Raw genomic sequence first — 21,354 nt, 5'->3', positions numbered from 1 at the left:
AGCATTCTTTTCCCAGGCTTCTCCGGCACGCGGATCATCCTTCGTCAGCAGACCAGGCAGATCGTGCTGCCCTGGACGACGAACTGCGCCGCGGTCGGTGTGGCCGGGGTGGCCATCGCAGGAACGTCGGAGTCCGAGTAGAATCCCGGTGCTGCTCCGGCGAGGACGCTGTTGGCGAATTCCTGCGTCGCAACCGACTCCGGACTGACGGTGTCCGGATCCGTCATCACGTTAACTCGCATTTCGCTACCCTTTCTCGTTGCTCATGCCGAGCGAAAGGGTCTCTGTGGACACCTCATGTTGCCCCTCCCCCGTCGCTCGCTCTGAATTGAACGTGCCTTGCAATGTCGGCAACTCACATTGCGGAAGCAGAGTAACCAGCGGAGCGAGAGAACGTCAACGTTCGACTGAACCTTTTTCCGGAGCATGAAGTTCCGTTGTGAGGCTGCGTGTTGGCGAAAGCGCGAGGGGAATGCCGCGCTCCGGATGGAAGGGCTGACGGCCTCCCCTCTCCGTGCTTCAGAGGGTCCGCCCTTTCGTCATTGTTCTTTCGGCCGAGGAGTTACCCGATATTCGTGGGGCATGCAACGGAATTTATTTTGCGAGGTTTCTGCGAGTTATTCCGTCCGAGAGGTTTGCATACCTTCCCGGTCGCCCGCGCCGGAGGCCGTTCCGGGGTGCCGTGTTCGAGGACGGGGGAGCGGCAACGACCCCCGAACTGTCAGGCGGCGTCCGACGATTCCGTCCCGGCCCCGGTGCCCGGCGCGGGCTCGGCCGCGGTGCCGGGTCCGGCGCGCCGGCCGAAGGACCATGCCTTCGTCCTCGCGGTCGCCGCGCCGGTGCGCTTCCTCGCCGGACGGGCGGCCTGGGCGGGAGGGGCGGCCAGCCGCATCAGGGCGTAGAGGTTCACAGCGCGGTCATCCTCACGGGAAGGCTCTCCAGCCCGTTGACCACGATGGAGCGCAGCGGCACGGCAGGCCCGGTCCTCTCGATGTGCCGTACCGAGTCGAGCAGTTCACCGAACAGGATCCTCATCTCGGTCCGGGTCATCATCGCCCCCAGGCAGAAGTGCTCGCCGGCGCCCAGCGCCATGTGGCGGTTGGGGCGGCGGGCGATGTCGAAGTCGTCGGGGTCGGTGAAGTGGCGCTCGTCCCGGTTCGCCGAGGGCGTCCACAGCACGACCCGGTCGCCTGCCTCCAGCGTGCGGCCGTGCAGCGTCACGGGCTCGGTGACCGTGCGCATGATGTGGGTGGCGCTGGAGGTCCAGCGCAGGACCTCCTCCACCGCCGTGGGCATCAGGCTCCGGTCTGCGCGCAGCCGCTCCCAGTCGGCCGGGTGGTCCAGGAACGCCGCCATGCCGCCGGACACCGCGAGGCGGATGTTCTCGGTGCCGCCGACGAGGAGGTTGTCGCAGTTGAGGAGGATGTCCTGCTCGTCGAGGAGTTCCCCGTCGACCTCACCGTTGACGAGCGCGCTCACCAGGTCGTCCTCGGGCCGGTCCATCCGCCGGTACATCAGCTCGACGAAGTACGCCATGATCTCCTGGTGCGCGACGCTGCGGACCTCCGGGTCGCCCGCGCCGAACGCCTTGCTGGTGAGCGTGAAGAGCATCTCCTGCTCGTGCTCGGGCACGCCCATGAGCCGGCAGATGACGTAGAGAGGCAGGCGCGCCGCGACGTCGGTGAGGAAGTCGCACTCGCCGAGCGCGGTGGCCCGGGCCACGACCTGCCGCACCGCACCGCGCATCGCCTCCTCCAGCGCGCGCACCGAACGCGTGGTGAACCATTCCGCGACCAGCGAGCGCAGCGCCTTGTGCCGCGGCGGATCGGTGAGGGCGAGCGTGCGGCCGCCGCCGGGGTCGTCGCCGTGGACGAGGGGGCGCAGCAGGATGCCCTCGGCCGAGCTGAAGACGCGTGCGTCGTTGTAGACGCCGCGGATGTCGTCGTACCGGGTGACCGACCAGAACGCCGGGTACTCGGTGGCCTCGTGACGGTGCACCGGGTCGTGGTCGCGCATCCAGCGCCAGGTGGGGTACGGATCCCCGGTCGCGTACAGCTCGGGGTCGAGAAGGTCGGCGAGGCCGACGGTCTCCGGGGCGAGCGTGCTCATGACGGTTCTCCTTCGGGCAGCGGCAGGGTGTGGACGAGGTCGGCGAGCCGCTTGGTGAGTTCGTGGGCGGTGGTGCTCCGGACGGCGTCCGTCCGGTAGTTGACGGCGAGTCGCAGCCGGCCGCAGGGCAGCGGCCAGAACTCGGTCTGGACCTCGAGAGGGATGTCCAGGTACGGCGGGCGCAGGTGTGTGGTGGTCAGCCCGGTCAGCGGGAGCTGCGGGAGCGCGTTGTCCTGGAGGACGAGGAGCGTCTGGAAGACGGGCGGCCGCCCGGTGCGGGGCGGGTTGAGGAGGCGTACGAGGTCGTGGAAGGCCACGTCCTGGGCGCGGAAGGCGCGGTCGACGATCCGGGCGGCCGCGGCGAAGGAGTCCGGGCCGCCGTCGAGGACGTCCCCGCGCAGCCGGAGGCACGCCATCTCGATGTGACAGCCGACGGCTTCGTCGAGCCTGCTGTCGGAACGCTGCGCGACCGGCGTGCCGACGGCGAAGTCCCGTCCGCCCGTCACCTCCGCCAGGACCTGCCCGTAGCAGGCCAGCAGGACGGCGTAGCGGGTGGTGCCCGCACCGGCGGCGGCCGCGTCCACACGGGCGGCGGCGTCCGCGTCGAGGACCCGCTCGATGCGTTGCGGGCGCCGGCCGACGTCCGCGGGGCAGGGCGCCGCGGGCCACACCAGCTCGGGTACGCCGGTGAGTTCGGCCTCCAGCGCGGCCCGCTGCGCTGCCGGATCGGCGTGGGCGAGCCGGTCGCGGCGCAGCCGGGCGGTCTCGGCGGCGGTGGGCGCGGTGAACGGCACCGCCGGGGGAGTGCCGCCGGCCGCCGCGTCGTACGCCTCGGCGAGGTGCGCGGCCAGCACCGACTCCGACCAGCCGTCGAAGGCGATGTGGTGCACCACGCAGCCGAAGATCCAGGAGCTGCCCGAGTCCAGGGGGACCAGCGCGGTACGCCACACCTCGCCGTCGGCGAGTTCCAGGGGGGCGCCGAGGCTCTCGGACAGCTCCTCGACGGCGGTGTCCGCGTCGGGCGCGGTGTCCATGATCTCCAGGACCGGTGCGGGGAGTCCGGCCGGACGGGCCAGGGGCCTCGGCGCGGCGCGGTAGGCCGTCCTCAGCACTTCGTGGCGCTCGTGCACGGCCTCGACGGCGGCGTCCAGGGCGTCCAGGTCGAGTTCGCCGTCGATGCGGAACAGCAGCAGACAGTGGGCCGAGCGGTCTTCGGGCCTGAGGAGATGGCTGGTCAGGTAGCCGGCCTGCATGGGGCTGAGCGGTACGTCGCCGCCTTCGGCGGCGGCCGGGGTCGGGGTGCCGCCCGTGAGCGCCAGCCACTGGCCCAGGGCGCGGGCGGTGGGGTGCTCGTAGAGCCGTGAGAGGGGCACCGGGCGTCCCAGTTCCGCCGCGAGCCGGGCACACACCCGGCCGGCACCCAGCGAGGTGCCGCCGAGATCGGTGAAAGCGGTGCCGGACGGTACGGACGCTACGCCGAGCACTGCCGCGAAGACGGCCGCGGCCAGCTCGACGAGCGGCTCGTCCGTCTCACCGGCCGGGGACAGGAGAGCCTCCGGGGCTGCCGCGGCGGTCGGGACGGCGGGCGGCGCCAGGTCCAGCAGGGCCTGCTCGTCCAGCTTTCCGTTGGGCGTGACGGGAAAGGCGGGGACGGCGACCACGGCGTCGGGCCGCTGGTAGTGCACCAGCTCCGTCCGCAGCTTCTCCTCGGCCCCGTGCGGCGACTCGCCCGGCACGGCGGGCACGCAGAAGGCCAGCAGACCGGTCGCGTTGCCGCCCGCGTCCCGGGTGGCAACGACCCGGCAGGCGCGGACATCTGGCAGCAGCGCCTCGATCTGCCGCTCCACCTCGGCCGGTTCGATCCGGTGGCCCCGGATCTTGACCTGCCGGTCGGCGCGGCCGCGGTAGTGCAGGACGCCGTCCTCGTCCAGCTCTCCGAGGTCGCCGGTGCGATAGACCCGCACCTCCCGGCCGCCCACCGTGATGCGGGGGAAAGCGGCCTCGGTGAGGGCCGGTTCGCCGAGGTAGCGCAGCGCGAGCCCGTCGCCCGCCACACAGATCTCGCCGTCGACGAGGTGGACTTCGGTGCCGGGGACCGGCCGGCCGACGGGGATGCCGCCGGGCAGGTCGCAGTCGGGCTCGGTGACGCGGTGCGTGGTGGCGAAGACCGTGCTCTCCACGGGCCCGTAGCCGTTGACGAGGGCGATGCCGGGGTGGCGTCGCAGGAAGGCGCGGACGTGCGGGACGGACAATCGCTCACCGCCGGTCATCACCTGCCGCAGGCCGCGGAAGGCGTCCGGGTCCTCGTCCACGATCATGTTGAGCAGGCTGCTGGTCAGCCAGACCGTGTCGGCGCCGTGGACGGCGACCGCCTCGCGCAGCCCCTGCGCCGACAGGTAGGGCTCGTCGACGACGAGGCAGGTCCCACCGCCGAGCAGCGCGCCCCACAGCTCCAGCGAGAAGGCGTCCCAGGGCAGCGCGGCCGCCAGCGGGATCACGGTGGACGGGGCGAACCGTGCGAAGGTGCCGGGGCGCACCAGGCGCGCGGTGGCGCGGTGGGGCGTGAGAACTCCCTTGGGGCGCCCGGTGGTTCCCGAGGTGAAGAACACGCAGGCGGGCGCGTCGGCACCGACCCCGGCGGGCCGGAACCCGGCCGGTTCCCCGGTGCCCCCGCACGCGGCGGGCGACCAGGCCGGCAGCCCCGCGTGCCGGGCACCCGGGGCGTCGGTGACGATCAGCCGGGCCGACAGCTGCCCCGTGACCTCCTGGATCCGCCGATCGGGCCACGCCGGGTCGAGCAGGGCGTACGCGGCGCCGCACTTCAGCACGGCGAGCACCGCGGCCACCAGCTCGGTGCCGCGCGGCAGGAGGACGGGAACCAGGTCGCCGCGGCCGACGCCCCGCGAGGTCAGCTCGGCGGCCCAGGCGTCGGCGGTCCGGTCGAGCTCCGCGTAGCTCGTCGTGCGAGCGCCGTGCACCACGGCGGTGGCGTCCGGGCGGGCCGCGGCCCAGCGGCTGACGGTGGTGTGCAGCGCTTCCTCGGAGGCGGTGCTCATGCCCGCTCCCGGAGGATCTCGCGCAGGGCACCGCCGAACCGGTCGATCTCGTCGACGGTGTTGTAGTAGTGCGTCGAGACGCGTACCGCCGTGTCCACTCCCCGCTCCGCCATGTACAGCGGGGTGTGGTGGCCGACGATCTTCCACGCGTTGATGCGCTGTTCGGCGAGGCGGGCCACGATCGTCCCGGCGGGGACGGCGGGGTGCCGGAAGGAGAGGATTCCGGACTGCTGCGTGCCGGGGGCGACGAGGTCGACGTCCGGGACTCCCGCCAGGGTGGCGCGCAGCGCCTCGAACACCTCCTTGTTGTCGAAGGGCGTGCCCTCCTCGAAGAGGGTGAGGGCCGTGTTGAAGCCGGCCATGGCGGCGGTGGAGCGCTCGGCGAGCTCCAGGGAGCGGGCGCTGCCGTCGTGGACGCGGTAGCCGGTGGCGGAGTCGATCCGTGCCACGTGCAGGTCGTGGAAGTCGGTGGCCAGCGCGGTGCGCAGCTCGGGGGCGACGTAGGCGAAGGCGGTGCCGCGCGGGCCGCGCAGGAACTTCCGCCCGGCGCCGGTGAGCAACTGGCAGCCGATGCGCGCCACGTCGACGGGGATCTGCCCGACGGACTGGCAGGCGTCGACCGCGTAGAAGCAGCGGTACGGGGCGAGGAGGCGCCCGATCTCCTCGACCGGGTTGACGATGCCGCATCCGGACGGGATGTGCGTCACCGATACGAGGGCGACGTCGTCGGCGATGTGGGCCGCCATCCAGTCCAGATCGAGGTCGCCGTCCGGCAGGGTGGGGACGACTTCGATCCTGCAGCCGGTGCGGTCGCGCAGGTTGAACAGCGGGATGAGGTTGCCCGCGTACTCGTAGGGCGTGACCCACACCCGGTCGCCCGGACCGAGTCCGAGCCGGGGCACCACGGAGCACCAGGCGCGGGTCGCGCTGTCGAACACGGCCACGTCTTCGACGGATGCTCCGAGCACGCGGGCCAGCCGGCGGTACATCTCGTCGTTGACGATCCCGTCGAGGTGGCCCTCCGTCTCGTAGCAGCCCGTGGCCGCCTCCTGGTCGAGGACGTCGGCCATGGTGCGGCGCACCTCTCGGGGTACGCGCCCGGCCCCCGCCGTGTTGAGGTGTATCAGCCGGCCGGCCATCGTGTTTCCCATCCTTTTCCACCCGCTGTCGTCGTGTGCCGATGCACTGCTGTGCTCTGCTGAACTGTGTGTGGTCGTGCCGAGGTCGAGGTCGCCGGCCCTAGTAGCCCGCGCCGACGCTGTGACCGTCGTCCTCGTGGCGCTCTGCGATGTCGGCGAGCGCGGTCAGCACCATCGGGGGGTGCTCGGCCAGCCGGTGCAGCAGGTGCAGCCACCAGTTCTCGCCGTACGTGGCGTAGATCCGGCACGGGAAGCCGGCCTCCCGGTAGGTGCGCAGCAGACCGGGGCGCACGCCGTGCAGCATCTCGACCTCCTCGACGCGGTCGAGCAGGCCGCTCGCCCTGGCGGCGGCGAGGACGGTGCCGTCCTGGGTGGCCAGGCTGAGCCGGGCGCCGCGGTCCAGCAGCAGGGCGGCGAGGCTCAGATAGCGCTCGTCGAGGGCCGGGCCGCGGCTGAGGGCGATCTCCGGGGGCACCGTGAAGGCGCCCTTGACCAGGCGGATCTTGCGGCCGTCGACCGGGATCGTGCCGATGTCGGCCGGTGTGCGGTGCAGGTACGCCTGGAGGGTTATCCCGAGGTTGGGGTGCGGGTCCGCGAGGTCGCGGTAGGTGCCGAGGACATCGTCGACGGCGTGCGCCCGTTCCATGCTGAGGACGACGTCGGAGCCGCGGGCCGCGGCCGCCTCGGTGATCCGCGCGGTGTTCTTCGTGGCGAGGTCGCGGGAGACGGTGAGCCCCACGTTGGACAGGTCGAAGCCGAGTTGCTCGGGGACCGGTTCGTGGACGAGGACGGTGAGGTACTCGTCGACGACCCGGTCGATCTCGGCGGGGTCGGAGTTCTCCTCGCCGACGAACTCCACGGCGATCCTGTACGCCTTGCCCCGCAGGACGTCCAGGTGGTCGAGGAACTCGTCCCGCCCGGGCGCCAGCACGTAGCGGCGGGCGGCAGGCGAGAGCACGTCCTGAAGGACCGACCCGGGGGTGGTGAACGCGGTACGGCAGCGTTCGTCGGCGGCGAGGAGACGCAGCCCCTGGCCGGCGGCCTCGTGCAGGGCGCGCTGGGACATCGTCGGCTTCATGAGGAGGGGACCTTCGCTTTCTCGTCGTCGTGGGAGAGCCGCTCCGTGCTGGTGAGGAGGGAGTCGGCGGGGTCCGCCGGCCTGCCCGCCTCCGCGGCGAGGATCATCAGCTGGGCGAAGGTGGGGCCGACGGCGGACGGATCGCCGCCCAGCTGCCGCCAGGTCCGGTACTTGGCGGCGTAGCTGATCACCGTCTCCTTGTCGCGCCGCCCACGCGGCCGGGTGAAGGCGCCGGCCCACATCCCGTCCCAGGCGGCGTAGGCCGGGTCGTCGAGGAGCACCTTGTGCGCCTGGCCCAGCTTCCAGAACGGGATGCCGGTGTTCATGTGGTGGACCAGGTGGTACCGGTCGTTGTGACGGCTGATCAGGAAGCGCTCCAGGAAGACGCCGTGGCGGTTGCGGGTCAGCAGGACCTGCTTGTTCTCGCTTTCGGGCATCGGATAGTGCTCGGAGAGTTCGGCCAGCCAGCCGATGGCCACGTTGGAGGTGAACAGCGGCACGAACCAGAAGAGCAGCAGCTCCGGCAGGACCCCGAACCATGCGCAGGCACCGAACACGGCGGCCCACTGGGCGGTGAACACGGCCTGTTCGGTACGGAGCGGCACCGGCACCGACACCGTGATCTGCGAGCTGTCGCAGAAGACCCGTTCACGGGCGATGTAGCCGAGGTAGGTGAAGGTGCGCAGGCCGAGCGCGGACGCGACGACCTCCTTGAGGAAGAAGTGCCGGTCGGAGCGCTCGGTGTCGTACAGGCCGCAGTCGATGTGGAAGCCGTAGTCGGGGTCGCTCTGCGCGTTGCCCAGGTTGCGGTGGTGGTTGCCGACGTGGGAGCTGCGGTAGGGCCCGTACAGGTGCCACACCAGGTAGCCGGAGAGGACCGATCCGCCGGCCAGGTTGAGGATCTTGTTCCTGGCGAGGACCTTGTGGCTGGACTCGTGCAGGAAGTGTGCGAGGAAGCGCTGCACGGAGCCGATGACGACCAGCGCCACCGGATAGAACCAGTAGGAGACGCCCACGCACAGTGCCACGGACGCGGCGACGAGCGCGTACTCGAACAGGATCGCCAGCGGGGCGTGGTGGTTGTCCAGGGTGCGGAGGTCTCTGAGACGTCTGCGGATGCCGGGAGCGAGCCGGTCGAAGTCCAGTTGCTCGAATGCGGACATGAGGATGCCTCTTGTTTCGGTCTAGGAGTGTGGGACCGCGCGGGGCGCGGCAGCACGCTCAGCGCGCGGGGGCGAAGCCGAGGGCCCGGCCGTAGAGCCGCAACTCGGCCGCGAGCGAGTCGGCGATGGTGGCGGAGCGCCTGAAGCCGTGCCCCTCGCCCGGGAATGTCAGGTAGCGGTACGGGGCCGGGCCGTCTCCGGCCGCGCGGAGCAGCCGCTCCGCCTGGGCGGGCGGGCACACGGTGTCGTCCAGTCCCTGGAGCAGTACGAAGGGGGCGCGGATGTGTTCCGCGCCATGCAGCGGGGACTGCTTGGCGTACCGGTCCTCGGAGTCGGGCCAGGGCCCGATCAGCGTGTCGAGGTACCGGGATTCGAAGTCGTGGGTCTCGTCGCGCCAGCTCACCGGGTCGAGCACCGGATAGTAGATTCCGGCGGCCCGGTAGAGGTCCGGTTCCCCGGTGAGGGAGGCGGCCGCCGTCCAGCCGCCCGCGCTGCCGCCCCGGACGGCGATCCGCTCGGCGGCGGCGAGGCCGTCGGCGACCAGTCCGCGCACGACGGTGGCGCAGTCCGCGACATCGGTCAGACCCCAGTTGCCGCGCAGCCGTTCCCGGTAGGCCCTGCCGTAGCCGGTGGATCCGCCGTACTGGACGTCGACGACGCCGATGCCGCGGCTGGTGAAGTAGCTGATCTCCTGGTTGAGGACCATGTGCGTGCGGCTGGTGGGGCCGCCGTGCACGAAGACCAGCCACGGCGGCAGTTCACCGTCGGGACCCGTGACGTCCGGATGGTACGGCGGGTAGACGTGGGCGTGGACCGGTCCGTCGCCGCCGCTGTAGGTGCGGCGGTACGGAGTGGTGGCGTAGGCGTCCAGACGGGCCCCGGTGGGCGCGCGTACCACGTCGAGGGTGCCCCGGGCGGGGTCGGCGAGAACCACGGTGCGCCGCTGGGCCGGTGAGGAGCAGACGGCGGCGATCCGCCGGCCGTCCGTCGCCGCGAAGTGCCATTCGGTGGCCGGGCCGGCGACGTTGGTGAGGGTGCCGTCGGCCGCGAGGACACCGAGCTTGCGCTCGCCCACTCCGTGGATCACCGCGAGGCGGCCGTCCAGCAGCGGCAGGCACCAGCGCAGGCCGATCCGCCAGAGCGCCTCGCCGAACTCCTCGGCACGGGGGCACAAGTTGTGCGGCTTCCCGTCGCGTCCGACGGCGTGGACGTTCCACCAGCCGCCGGGATCGCTGACGGCGTACAGGGTGCCGGAGCCGTCGGTGGCCCAGTCGGCCTGCGTGACCGCTTCCCCGTCGCCGCCCATCACGGGCGCCGCCTGGCCGAGGGTGCCGTCCGGGTGGATGCCGGCGACCATCAGGACGGTGGCGTCCCAGGGCATGTCGGGGTGGTTCCAGCCGAGCCAGGCCACCCGGTCGCCGCCGGGCTCGATACGCGGTCCGGTCATGAAGTGGTGGGTGGCGGCCAGTACCCGTACGCGCGAAGGGACGTCGGCGGCACTCCCGTCCAGCGGCAGCGCCACCAGGTGCCGCGCAGCCGTACGGGCGGTGCTGTCGGTGACCGTCTCGCGCAGGCACCACACCTCGCCGCCGCGCACCGCGAAGTCGGCGTACCGCAACTCCCCGGCCCAGGCGCCCGGCGGGGTCAGCGGGAACGGGTCGCTGCCGGGACGCCAGTGGTAGACGCGCTGGTCTGGGCCGTGGCTGAAGACGATGCCGTCCCCGGCCCGGCCGGACAGAGCGAGCCACGGGCGCCCGCCGTACTCTATGACCCGGCTGCGCACGTCCCAGCCCGCGCCGGAGGGCAGGACCTCCCGGACGCCGCCGGCGGAGGCCGCCATCAGCCCGCTGCGCCCGTCCTCCTCGGGGAGCACCTCGGTCCAGCAGACGTCCTCACCGAGGAAGCCGGTCCATTCGAGCAGGGCGTCGCCGCGGGCGGCGTCCTCGGCGCTCACGGGCGATTCCCAGGTCCCGTACGGCAGTTCGCGCGGTCCGGCGGTGCCGCGCAGGGTGTCCGTCATGCCGGGCCGTCCTTCGCGTAAGAGATGCGGGGGATGCCCGGCTCGCTGCTGTCGAGTGCGTAGCCGGGCACGGCCGGGTCGTCGCTGACCCAGAAGTGCCCGTCGAGGTCGGACCAGTCGGCCAGGCCGGCCAGCTGGGCCGCGTACGCGATGGCCCGCGGCGGCTCCAGGAAGCAGCCCAGCATCCGAGCCGCACCCTGGTCGGTCGCGGTCGTGAGGGCGGTGAGGGCGGGCAGGATGCCCCCGAAGCGCATCAGCTTGACGTTGAGGCCTCCGGCCGCGCGAACGGCGAACTCCGCGTCCGCGGGGGTGGCGACGCCCTCGTCGAGGAGGACGGCGGTGTCCGGCAGGGCGGCGCGGATCTCCGGCAGCAGCGCGGGATCGCGCACCGGGTCCTCCAGCACGGCGGGGGCGAGCGCGGTCACCAGGGGGCGCACACGTTCCCAGTCCTGCCTGTCCCAGCCGCGGTTGGCGTCCAGGATCAGCGGCGCGTCGACGCCTGCGAGCGAGCGGAGGACCTCCTCGTCGTCCGGACCGCCCAGCTTGATCTTGAGGGGGCGTCCGTCCCGGGGGACCGGGTCGCCGATGGGCACGGTGTGCAGCAGGCGTACGCGGCCGGGTTCGGGCAGGTCCAGCAGCCGCCACACCGGCACGCCGGCCGTCCTGGCGGCCCGGTCGAGGTACGCCATCTCCACCAGCATCCGGGCGGGCGCGCTGACGCCGTCGGCGTGGGCCTTGTCCAGGCCGGCGCGCAGCGCGGCGACCGGGTCGGCGACGGGCCCCGCGAGGGCGGGTGCGAGGGAGGACGCCAGGGCCTCCGCCTCGGCGGCGATGGCGGGGCCGTCCTGGCCGTATCCGATGTCGGCTGCGATCTCGCCCTCGCCGGCGGCGGTGCCGTCCGCCGGCAGCAGCCGGAGCCGCACGATGTCGACCGTCTCGATCGTCATGTGGGAGATCTGGAACGAGGCGGTCAGCGGCCGCTGTTCGACGGTGACGGACACGCGGGGCGCGGCTGCGGCCGGCGCGGTCCCCGGCGCCTCGACCGTGAACGTGACGGACTCGACGAGCCGCCGGGCCAGTTCGCGCGCTTCGTCCGCGGTCGGCGCGCCGACGACGACGGCGCCCACGCGGTCGCCGCCGGAGCGGTAGTCGGATATCAAGTCGCCCGGGGCGACGGCGAGTTCGGCGTGGAGGACGGCGGGGTGGGCACGCACCTCCTCCCAGCCCTCGACGGCAGTCACCCGCCCGGGCGGCGGGGCGAAGTAGCGGGTGGCTGCGGCCCGCGTGGCGGCGGGCAGCTCCACGGGCCTGCGGAGGACGTCGTCGTAGACAGTGCCGTACAGCTCCAGGCCGGGCAGGGCGTAGGGGAGCATCCGGTGGATCCATCCGCCGCCGATGCGTGCGTGGACCTCACCGAGGACGATCCCGCCGGCGGTCAGCCAGAGTTCGACGTGGAAGAGGCCGAAGGACAGCTCCAGCGCGGTGAGGGCCCGGGTGACGGTGTCCTCGACCTCGCGTCGGGTGCCCTCGGGCAGGCCGGCGGGCAGCACGTGCCCGATCTCCACGAAGTAGGGAGGCTCCAGCTTCTCCTTGGCCGTGACGGCGAGGACGCGCGGACGGCCCTCCACGAAGACGCCCTCGACGCTGTACTCGGCGCCCTCGACGAACTCCTCCACCAGGAACGGGGCCGCGCGGTCCGGGAGTTCGGCCAGCGCACCGGCCAGCTCCCCGGCGCCGCAGACCTTGCGTACGCCGGCGCTGTCGGCTCCGTCGCGCGGCTTGACGACCCAGGGGCCGGCCGAGGAGGCCAGGAAGGCACGCGCCTCGGCCTCGTCGGCGCACAACCGGACAGCGGGCTGCAGGAATCCGGCGGCGGCCAGCGCGCGGCGGCAGGCGTCCTTGGTGCGGATGCGGCGGACGGCCCCGTGCGGGTTGCCGGGCAGCCCGAGGGCGTGCGCGGTCGCGGCGACGGCTTCCTGGGCCATCTCCCGGACGCCGAAGACGACGGCGCTCCGCTGACCGCTCGCGGCACGGGCCGCTGCCCAGTCCGCGGTCGCGGCCGGGTCGCCGAAGTCGACGGCGCTGGCGCCGCCGGCCGCGGCGGTGACGGCGGGCGTCGCGGCCAGCGTGTCCGCGGTGTTCGTGACGTGCGTGCGCAGCCCGCGGGCGTGCGCCTGTTCGAGCGCCTGGACGGCGACGTCGACGCTGAGCGTCATCGCTCCGCCGCCGCCGACGAGGAGCAGTTCGGGCGCGGGAGTGCGGGATCCGGCGCTCATGCGGCCCACCCCGTGTCGTCGCGCAGCCGGTAGATGCGGTCCTTGAGCTGCTGGATGCGGGCGGCGTCCCGTCCGAGACCGTCGGCGGACCGGTTGCACATGTGCACCGAGCCGGTGGCCGTGTAGAGGTCGACGGTGGGCCGCATGCGCTTGCCCGGGGCGAGCTTGGGGACGAACGTGTGGACCGACTCCAGCGCCTCGATCTCCGCGACGACGTCCTCGTCGATGCTCTCGACGACGCCGTCGAGCTCGGTGTCGAGGAACATCAACGTCGCCTCGGTCACCTTGCGGTACGTGCGGCTGGCGTAGTGCTCGGCGAACTCCCGGGGGCGGGCGTACGCGAGGGCCGTGACGTCGCCCTGGTTGGCGCCGAGGCAGCGGTCGTGGAAGTCGGGCAGCAGGCCGCCGCTGGGCCGCGCGCCGACCTCAACGAGGGCAGGGCCCTCCGCGGTGACGATGACCTCGGCGTGCGTGGGCCCGTACTGGATGCCCAGCGCGTCGAGCGCCTCGTGCATGTAGGCGATGATCTCGCGGGCGGTGCCGGAGTCCGGCGGGGTGATCGAGTCGCGGTGGTAGATACGATGCGTGCCCTTGAGCCTCTTGTGGTATTGCCAGATACCGCAGGCGTACCGCTCACCGGCGTACGAGACGAAGTCGACCATGTACTCCTCGCCGTCCAGGAAGGACTGGAGGAGGACCTCGTCGTTGTGCTCGCCGAAGATGTTGACCGTGCCGAGGATCGCGTCGGCGGCCTTGCGGACCTCTTCGGCGTTCCGGCAGATGGCGACGCCGTCGGTCGCCGCGGAGGACAGCGGCTTGACGACCACGGGATACCGGCCGCGTTCCTCGGCCCAGGCGGCGAGCGTGTCGGAGCTGCCGCTCTTGAGCTGGTCGGCGCAGCGCACCCCCGCGCGGCGCAGCGCCTCGATCATCTCGTACTTGTCGCGGCGGGCCGTGGACAGGCCGGTGCCGTTGCCCGGCAGTCCGAGACGTTCGGAGAGGTCGTCGGCGAGAGGAACGCCGGGCTCCTGGCCGGCTATCACGCAGATCGGAGCGAACTCGGCGAGGCGTGCCGCGGTCTGTGCGGGCGTCCCGTGGGGGACCGCCTCCCGGTAGGCGCTGAGGTCGGGCGGCCGCATGGAGGTCATCAGCTCGGGGGTGCTCTGTACGTGCACCACGTCCACACCGAGCTTGGCGAATGCGGGCGGAAGGTGATTGCCGCTCGTGTAGGCATCCACGAGCACGGCTGTCGGGGGCACTTGCTGGCTCCTCATGTACTCCACCTTGCGTTCGGGGACACCACCGGAGCCGTTGTCGGCAACGGGGGTTTCCAGGAATTGGCAAGAGGTTGCCACAAGCGTTGCCCAAATGGCAATATGCTCCGTGCTCCACAGACAACGTCACCGCAGAGGGGAACGGCCTTGACCGTCGAAGCACCCCCCGCACCGGGCCGAAGCGGCCTGACGCGTGGGATCACACTGACCTTCGCCGTCGGAGGCGCCCTGACGGTCGCCAACATCTACTTCCCGCAGCCCCTGCTGGACGCCATCGCCTCGGGCCTCGGGGTGTCCGACTCGGCCGCCGGCCTGGTCGCCATGGCAGCGCAGGTCGGTTACGCCCTCGGTATCAGCCTGGTGGTCCCGCTCGCGGACGCCGCACGGCTGCGCCGACTCGTCACCGTGCTGCTGGTACTGACCACCGTCGGGCTGCTGGCCGCCGCCGCGGCCCCCAACCTGGCCACGCTCACCGTCGCCACCGTCGCCCTGTCGACCACCACGGTCATCCCGCAGATCCTCATGCCGACCGCCGCCTCCATGGCGGGGCCCGAGCACAGCGGACGGGCAGTGGGGACGATCGGGATCGGCCTCACCCTGGGCTCGACGCTGTCACGCACCCTCTCGGGCACGGTGGTGGAACTCAGCGACGACTGGCGCACCGCCTACCTCGTCGCCGCCGTGCTCACCGGGGGCCTCGTCCTCGTCCTGCCGCGGCTGCTGCCGGAACGGCGGAGGGGCTCCGGCCAGGACGTCTCCTACCGGAAGCTGATCGGTTCGATGCCGGGCCTGCTGGTCGCGCACGCCGAGCTGCGCCTGTCGGCGTACCTGGGCGCGACCGTCTCCGCCGCCTTCGCGGCCTTCTGGGCCACCCTCGCCTTCCACCTCGCCGGGCCGGCGTTCGGCAAGGGAGTCGCCTGGGCGGGGCTGTTCGGCCTGTTCAGCCTCCCGGCGGCGCTGCTGTCCTACTCGGCGGGGCGGCTGAGCGACGAGCGCGGCCCGTACTTCGGCAACATGCTCGCCCTGGGGTGCGCCGGTGTCGCCTTCCTGCTGCTGGGCACGGCCGGCAGCACCTCGATGACCGCCCTGGTGATCGGCGCCAACCTGCTCGTGTACGGCGGCAACTGCACGCAGATCGCCAATCAAGTGCGCATCTTCCGGCTCGACGAGCAGATCCGGGCCCGCCTCAACACCATGTTCATGCTGGTGAGTTTCGTGGGCGGCGCGGTCGGCACGATGATCGGCACCGCGCTGTTCCAGGCGTACGGCTGGACCGGCATGGTCCTCGGCTGTAGCGGCTTCCTGCTCCTCGCCGCCGCGGGGTTGATCCGGGCCCGCCGCCTCGGGTGACTCCCGCCGCCCAGGAGCCTCCCGTCCCATCGGGCGCGGGAGGCTCCTGGGCGCGACGACGCTCCGGGGCGGGTTTCAGGACTGTGCGGGCCCGTGGGCCTGGGCGAGCGTCTCGGCGAGCAGGCGCCAGATCTCGGCCGCCAGGTCGATGTTGGAAGCGGCCTGTGCCTCCTCGGCCAGCGCCCGCATCCTGCGCAGTCCCTCCTGCTCCTCGCCCTCGATGATCAGCAGCCGGCTGTCGAGGACGTCGAGGCGGACGCGGTTGCGGTAGGTCATCTGGGGCTCGATTCCCCGTACGCGGTCCAGGAGCGCACGCGCGTCCGCGAAGCGTCCCGCCTGGAAGGTGATGTCCGCCCGCAGGGACAGCACTTCCTGTTCCAGGGCGGGGATGCGCAGGAAGGTGAGGCCGGCCTCGGTCTCCTCGACGTACTGCTCGGCGGCGTCCAGCTCCGGCGGGGACTTCAGCAGGTGCAGCCGGGCGGCCGCGACGCGCAGCCGCGTCCACAGGGTGAGGTCCTCCGTGCTGCTGAAACCGTCGAGCGCCTGCTCCAGCAGCGGCTGGGCGGACTCCAGGTCCCCCTGGCGCACCCGGACGGCTGCGGCGGTCCACCGCGCCTCGGCCCACAGTGCGTCCGACCGGCCGCCGGTCAGGTCCGTCAGATCGTCCGCGTGGGTGCGCGCCTCGGAGAGCCTGCCGGCCTCCGCCTCGGCCGAGACCAGGGCCAGCAGGCTGCCCGCAAGGTCCTGGACGGACAGGTCGTGGTCGCCGGCGAGCTCGTGGGCGGTCCTGGCCGCCTCCACCGCGAGCGTGATCTCACCGCAGGCGCGCAGGCAGCGGGCCAGCTGGGTCAGGCCCCGCGCGCGCAGAGCGGGCAGGGCCAAGGTGTCGCCGACGGCGACGAGTTCCTCGAGGTGGCCTCGCTCCCGGGTGTGCCGGTTGTGGCCGCGGTGCCACTGCGCCACCTGCCACAGGGCCTGCCAGCGCAGCAGCGGGTCCTGGCCGCCGCCGGTGGACAGCGAGCGCTCCAGGGCCTCGATGGTCTCGTCGGAGTGGTCCGAGATGGCTATGGCGAGCGCTTGTGCCAGTGAATCGGTGGCGCCGGGTTCCTCGAAGGCCGCGATCTTCACGTCCAGCTGCGCGGCCAGGTACTCGACGGCGCGCGCGGTGGGCTGCCGGGCGCCGGACTCGAGCCGTGACAGATAACCGGTCGACATGCCGTCGCCCGCGAGCGCGGCTTGCGACAGGCCTCGCTCGGTGCGCAGCTGCTTGAGCCGACGCCCGAAGAAAGGTTGTTCCAGCACGTGATCAACCCCAGTGGTCGTACAGGCCTGGCAAGGAGCGGCCGGGTCGGGCTTGTCACGGTAACCCTGCGCACATTGCCGTGGTGGGAGCAGAGGCTAGCCGGGGAACCGCCACTTTGGCAAAACTTGCCCCTGGACCTGCGACATTGGTGGCGAAACGCCCTTCCGCTTCCCGGGAAGCGTTGCCAAGTGAGTTGGCAACGACTTGCCAAATACTGACTTCCTGCTCTAACTTCTCGGGCAACGGGGCGGCCACGGCTGCTTCAACGGTTCTGACCCATCCGTTCTCCGAGGAGAGTCGTGTCCCTTATGCATCCCGCTCGTGTCCGCACCGCCGGTGCCGTCGCCGTCGTCGCCTTGTCCGCTGTCGTCGCAGGCTCCACGGCAGACATCGGCTGGCCCGCCCCGCCGGTCGCCGACCACCGCGCGGGCGACGACATCGGGTGGCCGGTCGCTCCGGCCGCGGACGGTGTGAGAGCCATCGGTCGGCCCGTACCAGTGGCTGCCGGTCACCGCGCCGGCGACGACATCGGCTGGCCCGTGGCCCCGGCCGCGGACGGCGGGGGAGACATCGGCTGGCCCGCCCCGCCGGTCGCCGGTCACCGCGCGGGCGACGACATCGGGTGGCCCGTCGCTCCGGCCGCGTAAGGCCCGGATTCCACCGGCCCCTTCTCGTACGTTGCACGCCGCACAGAGAGTGATGGACTCGATGGCTCCCGACTCGACCCCGGCCCGCCCGGTCAAGACCGCAGTGATCGTGGACGGGTATTCGACCGGCACCTTCCTGCCGCCGGCCTTCGCCCGGCTCGGCATCGACGTGGTGCACGTCCACAGCACCGCCGAACCCATGTCGACCATGCTCCAGCCGGACCTCGGTGCCTACCGGGAGAACTTCCACTGCCCGGACGAGGCGGCCTTGGAGCGGACCGCCGAGGCCCTGACCGCACTCGGCCCGGTGGCCGTGCTCGCGGGGCAGGAGCCCGGAGTCCCGCTCGCCGACGCGCTCAGCGAGCGCCTCGGCCTGGCCACCAACGGCACCGCCCTCTCCCGTGCCCGCCGCGACAAGTACGAGATGATCGAGGCGTTGCGCCACGCCGGAGTGCGCTGCGCGGACCAGCACAGGAGCGCCCACCCGCAGGTCCTCGCCGAGTGGGCCGAGCGGGCGGGCTCGTACCCCGTCGTCGTCAAGCCGCTCAGCTCGGCGTCGACCGACCACGTCTACCGCTGCCACGACGCCGCCGAAGTCCTGGCGGCCGCCCGCGCGGTGCTGGGCTCGACGGACATCTTCGACCGGCCCAACACCGAGGCCCTGGTCCAGTCGTTCCTGGAGGGCACCGAGTACATCGTCGACACCGTCAGCGTCGACGGCGAGCGGTACGTGTGCGGGGTCTGGGAGTACGAGAAGCAGCTCCTGCCCGGCGGGAAGAACGTCTACGACCTCGACGTCCTGCTGGAGCCGGACGCCGCGCCGGTGCCAGAGCTGATCGCCTACGTGGACAGCGTCCTGGAGGCGCTCGGCGTCCGGCACGGCCCGGCCCACGCCGAGGTGATCATGACTCCGGACGGCCCCGCGCTCGTCGAGATCGGCGCCCGCCTCAACGGCAACATGAACCCCGGTTTCCACGACGCCTGCCTGGGAGCCAACCAGGCCGACCTCACCGCTCTCGCGTACGCCCGCCCCCGGGAGTTCACCGACCGCTACGCCGGCCTGGTCTACAGCCCGCGTGCCGCGGCTGCCGTGCACAGCACCCGCACGGAGTCCGACGGGGTGGTGGAGGCAGTGGACCAGGACGCGGTGGAGCGCATATCGGCCCTGCCCAGCGTGTACCTCGCCGGCGTCAAGCTCGCCCCCGGCAAGCGGATCAGCCCCACGGCCGACCTCCTCACCAGCCCCATGAGGATCTTCATGACCGCGCCGGACCTGGCGGCGATCCGCGCGGACCGCGACACCATCCAGAGCCTGAAGGACGAGGTGTACCTCGTGACCACGGAAGTCCGCCGTCCCAGCGTGCTGCTGCTCGGCACCGACAAGTACGTCATGCAGGCCTGCGTGCGGCACGGCGTCGACGCCGTCGTCGCCTGGGGGGCCGCCGGCTATGACCACGGTCTCGCCGAGGTCCCCGAGGAGCTGAAGGTCCTCCTGGTCGACGACCACAAGAGCCCCGAGGCGATCCTGATGGCCCTGCACCGGGCCGGACTGGGCGACCACCAATTCGACGCCGTCCTCACCTCCGACGAGTGGGCGCTCGTGACCGCCGGTCTCCTCGCCCCCCGCCTCGGCTGCCGGGCCCTCGACCCGGTGACGGCCGTGTACTTCCGTGACAAGTCGCTCCAGAAGCGCAAGGTCGCCGAGGCCGGAATCCCCGCCGCCCGGGTCACCGTGATCGAGGACGTGCACGACGTCTCGGACGTCCCGTGGGAGTACGGGAAGGCCGTGCTCAAGCCGGTCGCCGGGGCCGCCACCGCCCGCACCGCCGCCGTCGACGGCCCGGAGGCGCTCCGTACCCTCAGCCGCCGCTACCGGTCCGACCGGACCGCGCAGCGCACGTTCGTGTTGGAGGAGTACGTCGGCGGCGACGAGTGGATCGTCGACGGCTTCCTCCACGACGGCGAGGTGCGCTTCCTCGCCGTCGGCCGCTACGGCGCCCCCTGCCTGACCATGATCGACGAACAGACGCCGCTGTGGCTGCGGCACTTCGACCCCAAGGACGAGACCTGGGCATACGACCTCGCCGAACCGGTGGTCCGCCGCAGCCTCGAGGCCCTCGGCCTGCGTGACGGCGTCTTCCACATGGAGCTCTTCCACGACCCCGGCTCGGGGCGGCTCACCTTCAGCGAATGCGCCGCCCGCCGCGGCGGTGCCCTCATCCACGAGCAGATCCAGGCGAAATTCGGCGTCCACCTGGGCGAGGCCGCGCTGCTGAGCGCCCTCGGCCGGGAACCGGCCGCCGACGTCGAGCACCGGCCGGAGCTGTTCGGCACCAGCTACCTCAAGGGCCGCGCCGGGACGCTCCTGTCCTGCCCGTCGCCGGCCGAGCTGCGGGCCCTGCCCGGCGTCGAGTTCGCCAGGGTGGAGTTCCCCGCGGGAGGCACCTTCCTCGGCGACATCGACAACACCAACCACCGGATGGGCCAGGTCCTGGTGTCGGCGTCGACCGAGGAAGAGCTGCAGCAGCGCTTCGACGCCGTACGCGCCTGGTTCGACGAGCGCCTCGTCGTGGCCCCGCAGGGCGTCACGGGCCGCGAACTGCGGGCCTGGGGACGCGAGCAGCGCCCCGGCGCGGACTTCCGGGACGCATTGTGGCCGTGACGACGAAACCCGGAACCGGCACGCCCGCCGGCCGGCCGGGAGTGCTCACGCGGCTCCTGCCCGAAAGCGGCCCGCAGCGCATCCTTGCCGGCGCGACGTTCGTCAACGCACTCGGCAGCGGGATGTTCATGTCCTCCAGCGCCCTGTACTTCACCAGGGTCGTCGGACTGCCCATGTCGCAGGTGGCGTTCGGCCTGTTCGCCGGGGCGATGGTCGGCCTGATCGCCGGCGTCCTCGGCGGCCGCGTCGCCGACCGGTGGGGCGCCCGCGAGACCCAGATCGCGGTCATGCTCTCCGGCACCGTCTTCATGGGCTGCTTCCTTCTGGTCGGCTCCTTCTGGTCGTTCCTCCTCATCTCGGTCCTCACCGGCATCGTGTTCGCCGCCGACAAGTCCAGCCGGGCGCCCCTGATCCGCGCCTTCGGCGGCGACGACCCGGCCCGGTTCCGTGCCTACCTGCGGGCGGCCACCAACCTGGGCATCTCGCTGGGCGCGCTGGCCGCCGGAGTCGCCATCCAGCTCGACACGGCACCGGCGTACCTGATGCTGGTCGGCGGCCGGGCCCTGGCCTTCGCGGGCAGCGCACTCGCCCTGCTGCGGCTGCCCCGTCCGGCGCGCATCCCCGCACCGCCGCTCAGCGGCCGCTGGGACGCCCTGCGTGACCGGCCCTACGTGGTGGCCACCGTCCTCAACTGCGTGATGTCACTGCACTTCGCGGTCCCGACGTTCCTGCTGCCGCTGTGGATCGTCGACCACACGCAGGCGCCCCGCTGGATGGTCTCCGGAGTGCTCGTGCTCAACACCGTCCTGGTCATCACCCTCCAGGTGGCGGTCAGCAAGAACGTCTCCGACCCCGAGTCGGCGGGCACCCGGATGCGCTGGGCGGGCGGAGCCGTCTGCGCCGGGCTGATCCTGACGATGCAGGCCGGCAGCGTGCCCGGCTGGGCCGCCGCCGCTCTCCTCGTGACGGCCACGGCCGTCTACACGCTGGGCGAACTCTGGCACGCGGCCGCCGCCATGGAGTACTCCTTCGGGCTGGCCGCCCCGCACGCCCAGGGGCAGTACTCCGGGGTCTTCGGCCTCGGCGGCGGCGTCGCCGAGGCGCTGGCGCCCGCGGTGCTCGGCGGCCTCGCCTTCGGTCTCGGCCGGCCCGGCTGGTTCCTGCTGGGCGGGCTGTTCCTCCTCGTCGGGCTGGTCAGCCGCCCGCTCGTCTCCTGGTCCGTCCGCACCGCGCAGCAGACGCGGCAGCACGAGACCACCCCCTGAACCCTCTCCTCC

Annotated in this window: 15 protein-coding genes; 4 read left to right on the top strand and 11 right to left on the bottom strand. The window is 72.3% G+C overall.

Going from position 1 to position 21,354, the window contains the following annotated elements; genetic code table 11:
* Positions 1-44: 44 nt before the first annotated feature.
* From H181DRAFT_RS23015 to H181DRAFT_RS22970, 10 genes are all read right to left on the bottom strand, one after another.
* Positions 45-242 (bottom strand): cypemycin family RiPP, encoded by a 198-nt coding sequence (locus H181DRAFT_RS23015; RefSeq protein WP_139131751.1) that lies wholly within the window; start codon positions 240-242, stop codon positions 45-47.
* A 479-nt stretch (positions 243-721) separates the two neighbouring features.
* Positions 722-910: a hypothetical protein gene (locus H181DRAFT_RS23010; RefSeq protein WP_045866313.1), complete on the bottom strand. Its 189-nt coding sequence runs from the start codon at positions 908-910 to the stop codon at positions 722-724.
* Positions 907-2,109, bottom strand: a complete 1,203-nt coding sequence (locus H181DRAFT_RS23005) for a cytochrome P450 (protein WP_045866312.1) — start codon at positions 2,107-2,109, stop codon at positions 907-909. Before H181DRAFT_RS23005 ends, H181DRAFT_RS23010 begins: the two co-directional genes overlap by 4 nt.
* The gene (locus H181DRAFT_RS23000; RefSeq protein ID WP_045866311.1) at positions 2,106-5,165 is read right to left on the bottom strand and encodes an AMP-binding protein; all 3,060 of its coding nucleotides are present in this window, start codon (positions 5,163-5,165) and stop codon (positions 2,106-2,108) included. The genes H181DRAFT_RS23005 and H181DRAFT_RS23000 overlap by 4 nt, the downstream gene beginning before the upstream one ends.
* On the bottom strand, positions 5,162-6,304 hold the full coding sequence (locus tag H181DRAFT_RS22995; RefSeq protein ID WP_052708686.1) for an aminotransferase class V-fold PLP-dependent enzyme: 1,143 nt from the start codon (positions 6,302-6,304) through the stop codon (positions 5,162-5,164). Before H181DRAFT_RS22995 ends, H181DRAFT_RS23000 begins: the two co-directional genes overlap by 4 nt.
* 100 nt (positions 6,305-6,404) lie before the next feature.
* Positions 6,405-7,382 carry a proline dehydrogenase family protein gene (locus H181DRAFT_RS22990; protein WP_139131750.1) on the bottom strand — a complete coding sequence of 326 codons (978 nt, stop codon included), beginning with the start codon at positions 7,380-7,382 and terminating at the stop codon, positions 6,405-6,407.
* The gene (locus tag H181DRAFT_RS22985) at positions 7,379-8,545 is read right to left on the bottom strand and encodes a fatty acid desaturase (RefSeq protein WP_078895911.1); all 1,167 of its coding nucleotides are present in this window, start codon (positions 8,543-8,545) and stop codon (positions 7,379-7,381) included. Before H181DRAFT_RS22985 ends, H181DRAFT_RS22990 begins: the two co-directional genes overlap by 4 nt.
* A gap of 58 nt (positions 8,546-8,603) precedes the next feature.
* Entirely contained in the window at positions 8,604-10,565 is a 1,962-nt protein-coding gene (locus H181DRAFT_RS22980) for a S9 family peptidase (RefSeq protein ID WP_045866308.1), read from the bottom strand.
* On the bottom strand, positions 10,562-12,841 hold the full coding sequence (locus H181DRAFT_RS22975; RefSeq protein WP_139131749.1) for an ATP-grasp domain-containing protein: 2,280 nt from the start codon (positions 12,839-12,841) through the stop codon (positions 10,562-10,564). The genes H181DRAFT_RS22980 and H181DRAFT_RS22975 overlap by 4 nt, the downstream gene beginning before the upstream one ends.
* The gene (locus tag H181DRAFT_RS22970; protein WP_045866307.1) at positions 12,838-14,115 is read right to left on the bottom strand and encodes an ATP-grasp domain-containing protein; all 1,278 of its coding nucleotides are present in this window, start codon (positions 14,113-14,115) and stop codon (positions 12,838-12,840) included. The genes H181DRAFT_RS22975 and H181DRAFT_RS22970 overlap by 4 nt, the downstream gene beginning before the upstream one ends.
* A 147-nt stretch (positions 14,116-14,262) precedes the next feature.
* Here H181DRAFT_RS22970 and H181DRAFT_RS22965 point away from each other — a divergent pair, with 147 nt between their 5' ends.
* Complete coding sequence (locus H181DRAFT_RS22965; RefSeq protein WP_158715462.1) at positions 14,263-15,465, top strand: MFS transporter; 1,203 nt, start codon at positions 14,263-14,265, stop codon at positions 15,463-15,465.
* A gap of 75 nt (positions 15,466-15,540) precedes the next feature.
* On the opposite strand, the gene H181DRAFT_RS22960 is transcribed toward H181DRAFT_RS22965, so the two are convergent.
* Positions 15,541-16,767 carry a helix-turn-helix domain-containing protein gene (locus H181DRAFT_RS22960; RefSeq protein WP_045866306.1) on the bottom strand — a complete coding sequence of 409 codons (1,227 nt, stop codon included), beginning with the start codon at positions 16,765-16,767 and terminating at the stop codon, positions 15,541-15,543.
* A gap of 309 nt (positions 16,768-17,076) precedes the next feature.
* Here H181DRAFT_RS22960 and H181DRAFT_RS22955 point away from each other — a divergent pair, with 309 nt between their 5' ends.
* The 3 genes from H181DRAFT_RS22955 (at position 17,077) to H181DRAFT_RS22945 (ending at position 21,342) form a co-directional block, all read left to right on the top strand.
* The gene (locus H181DRAFT_RS22955) at positions 17,077-17,415 is read left to right on the top strand and encodes a hypothetical protein (RefSeq protein ID WP_045866305.1); all 339 of its coding nucleotides are present in this window, start codon (positions 17,077-17,079) and stop codon (positions 17,413-17,415) included.
* Positions 17,416-17,476: 61 nt separating this feature from the next.
* Positions 17,477-20,077 (top strand): ATP-grasp domain-containing protein, encoded by a 2,601-nt coding sequence (locus H181DRAFT_RS29005; protein ID WP_254666948.1) that lies wholly within the window; start codon positions 17,477-17,479, stop codon positions 20,075-20,077.
* Positions 20,074-21,342, top strand: a complete 1,269-nt coding sequence (locus tag H181DRAFT_RS22945) for an MFS transporter (protein ID WP_158715461.1) — start codon at positions 20,074-20,076, stop codon at positions 21,340-21,342. Before H181DRAFT_RS29005 ends, H181DRAFT_RS22945 begins: the two co-directional genes overlap by 4 nt.
* The last annotated feature ends 12 nt before the right edge of the window (positions 21,343-21,354 follow it).

Source organism: Streptomyces sp. WMMB 714, from assembly GCF_900090125.1.
Taxonomy (GTDB): domain Bacteria; phylum Actinomycetota; class Actinomycetes; order Streptomycetales; family Streptomycetaceae; genus Streptomyces; species Streptomyces daqingensis.
This window is presented reverse-complemented; position numbering and strand designations above follow the sequence as displayed.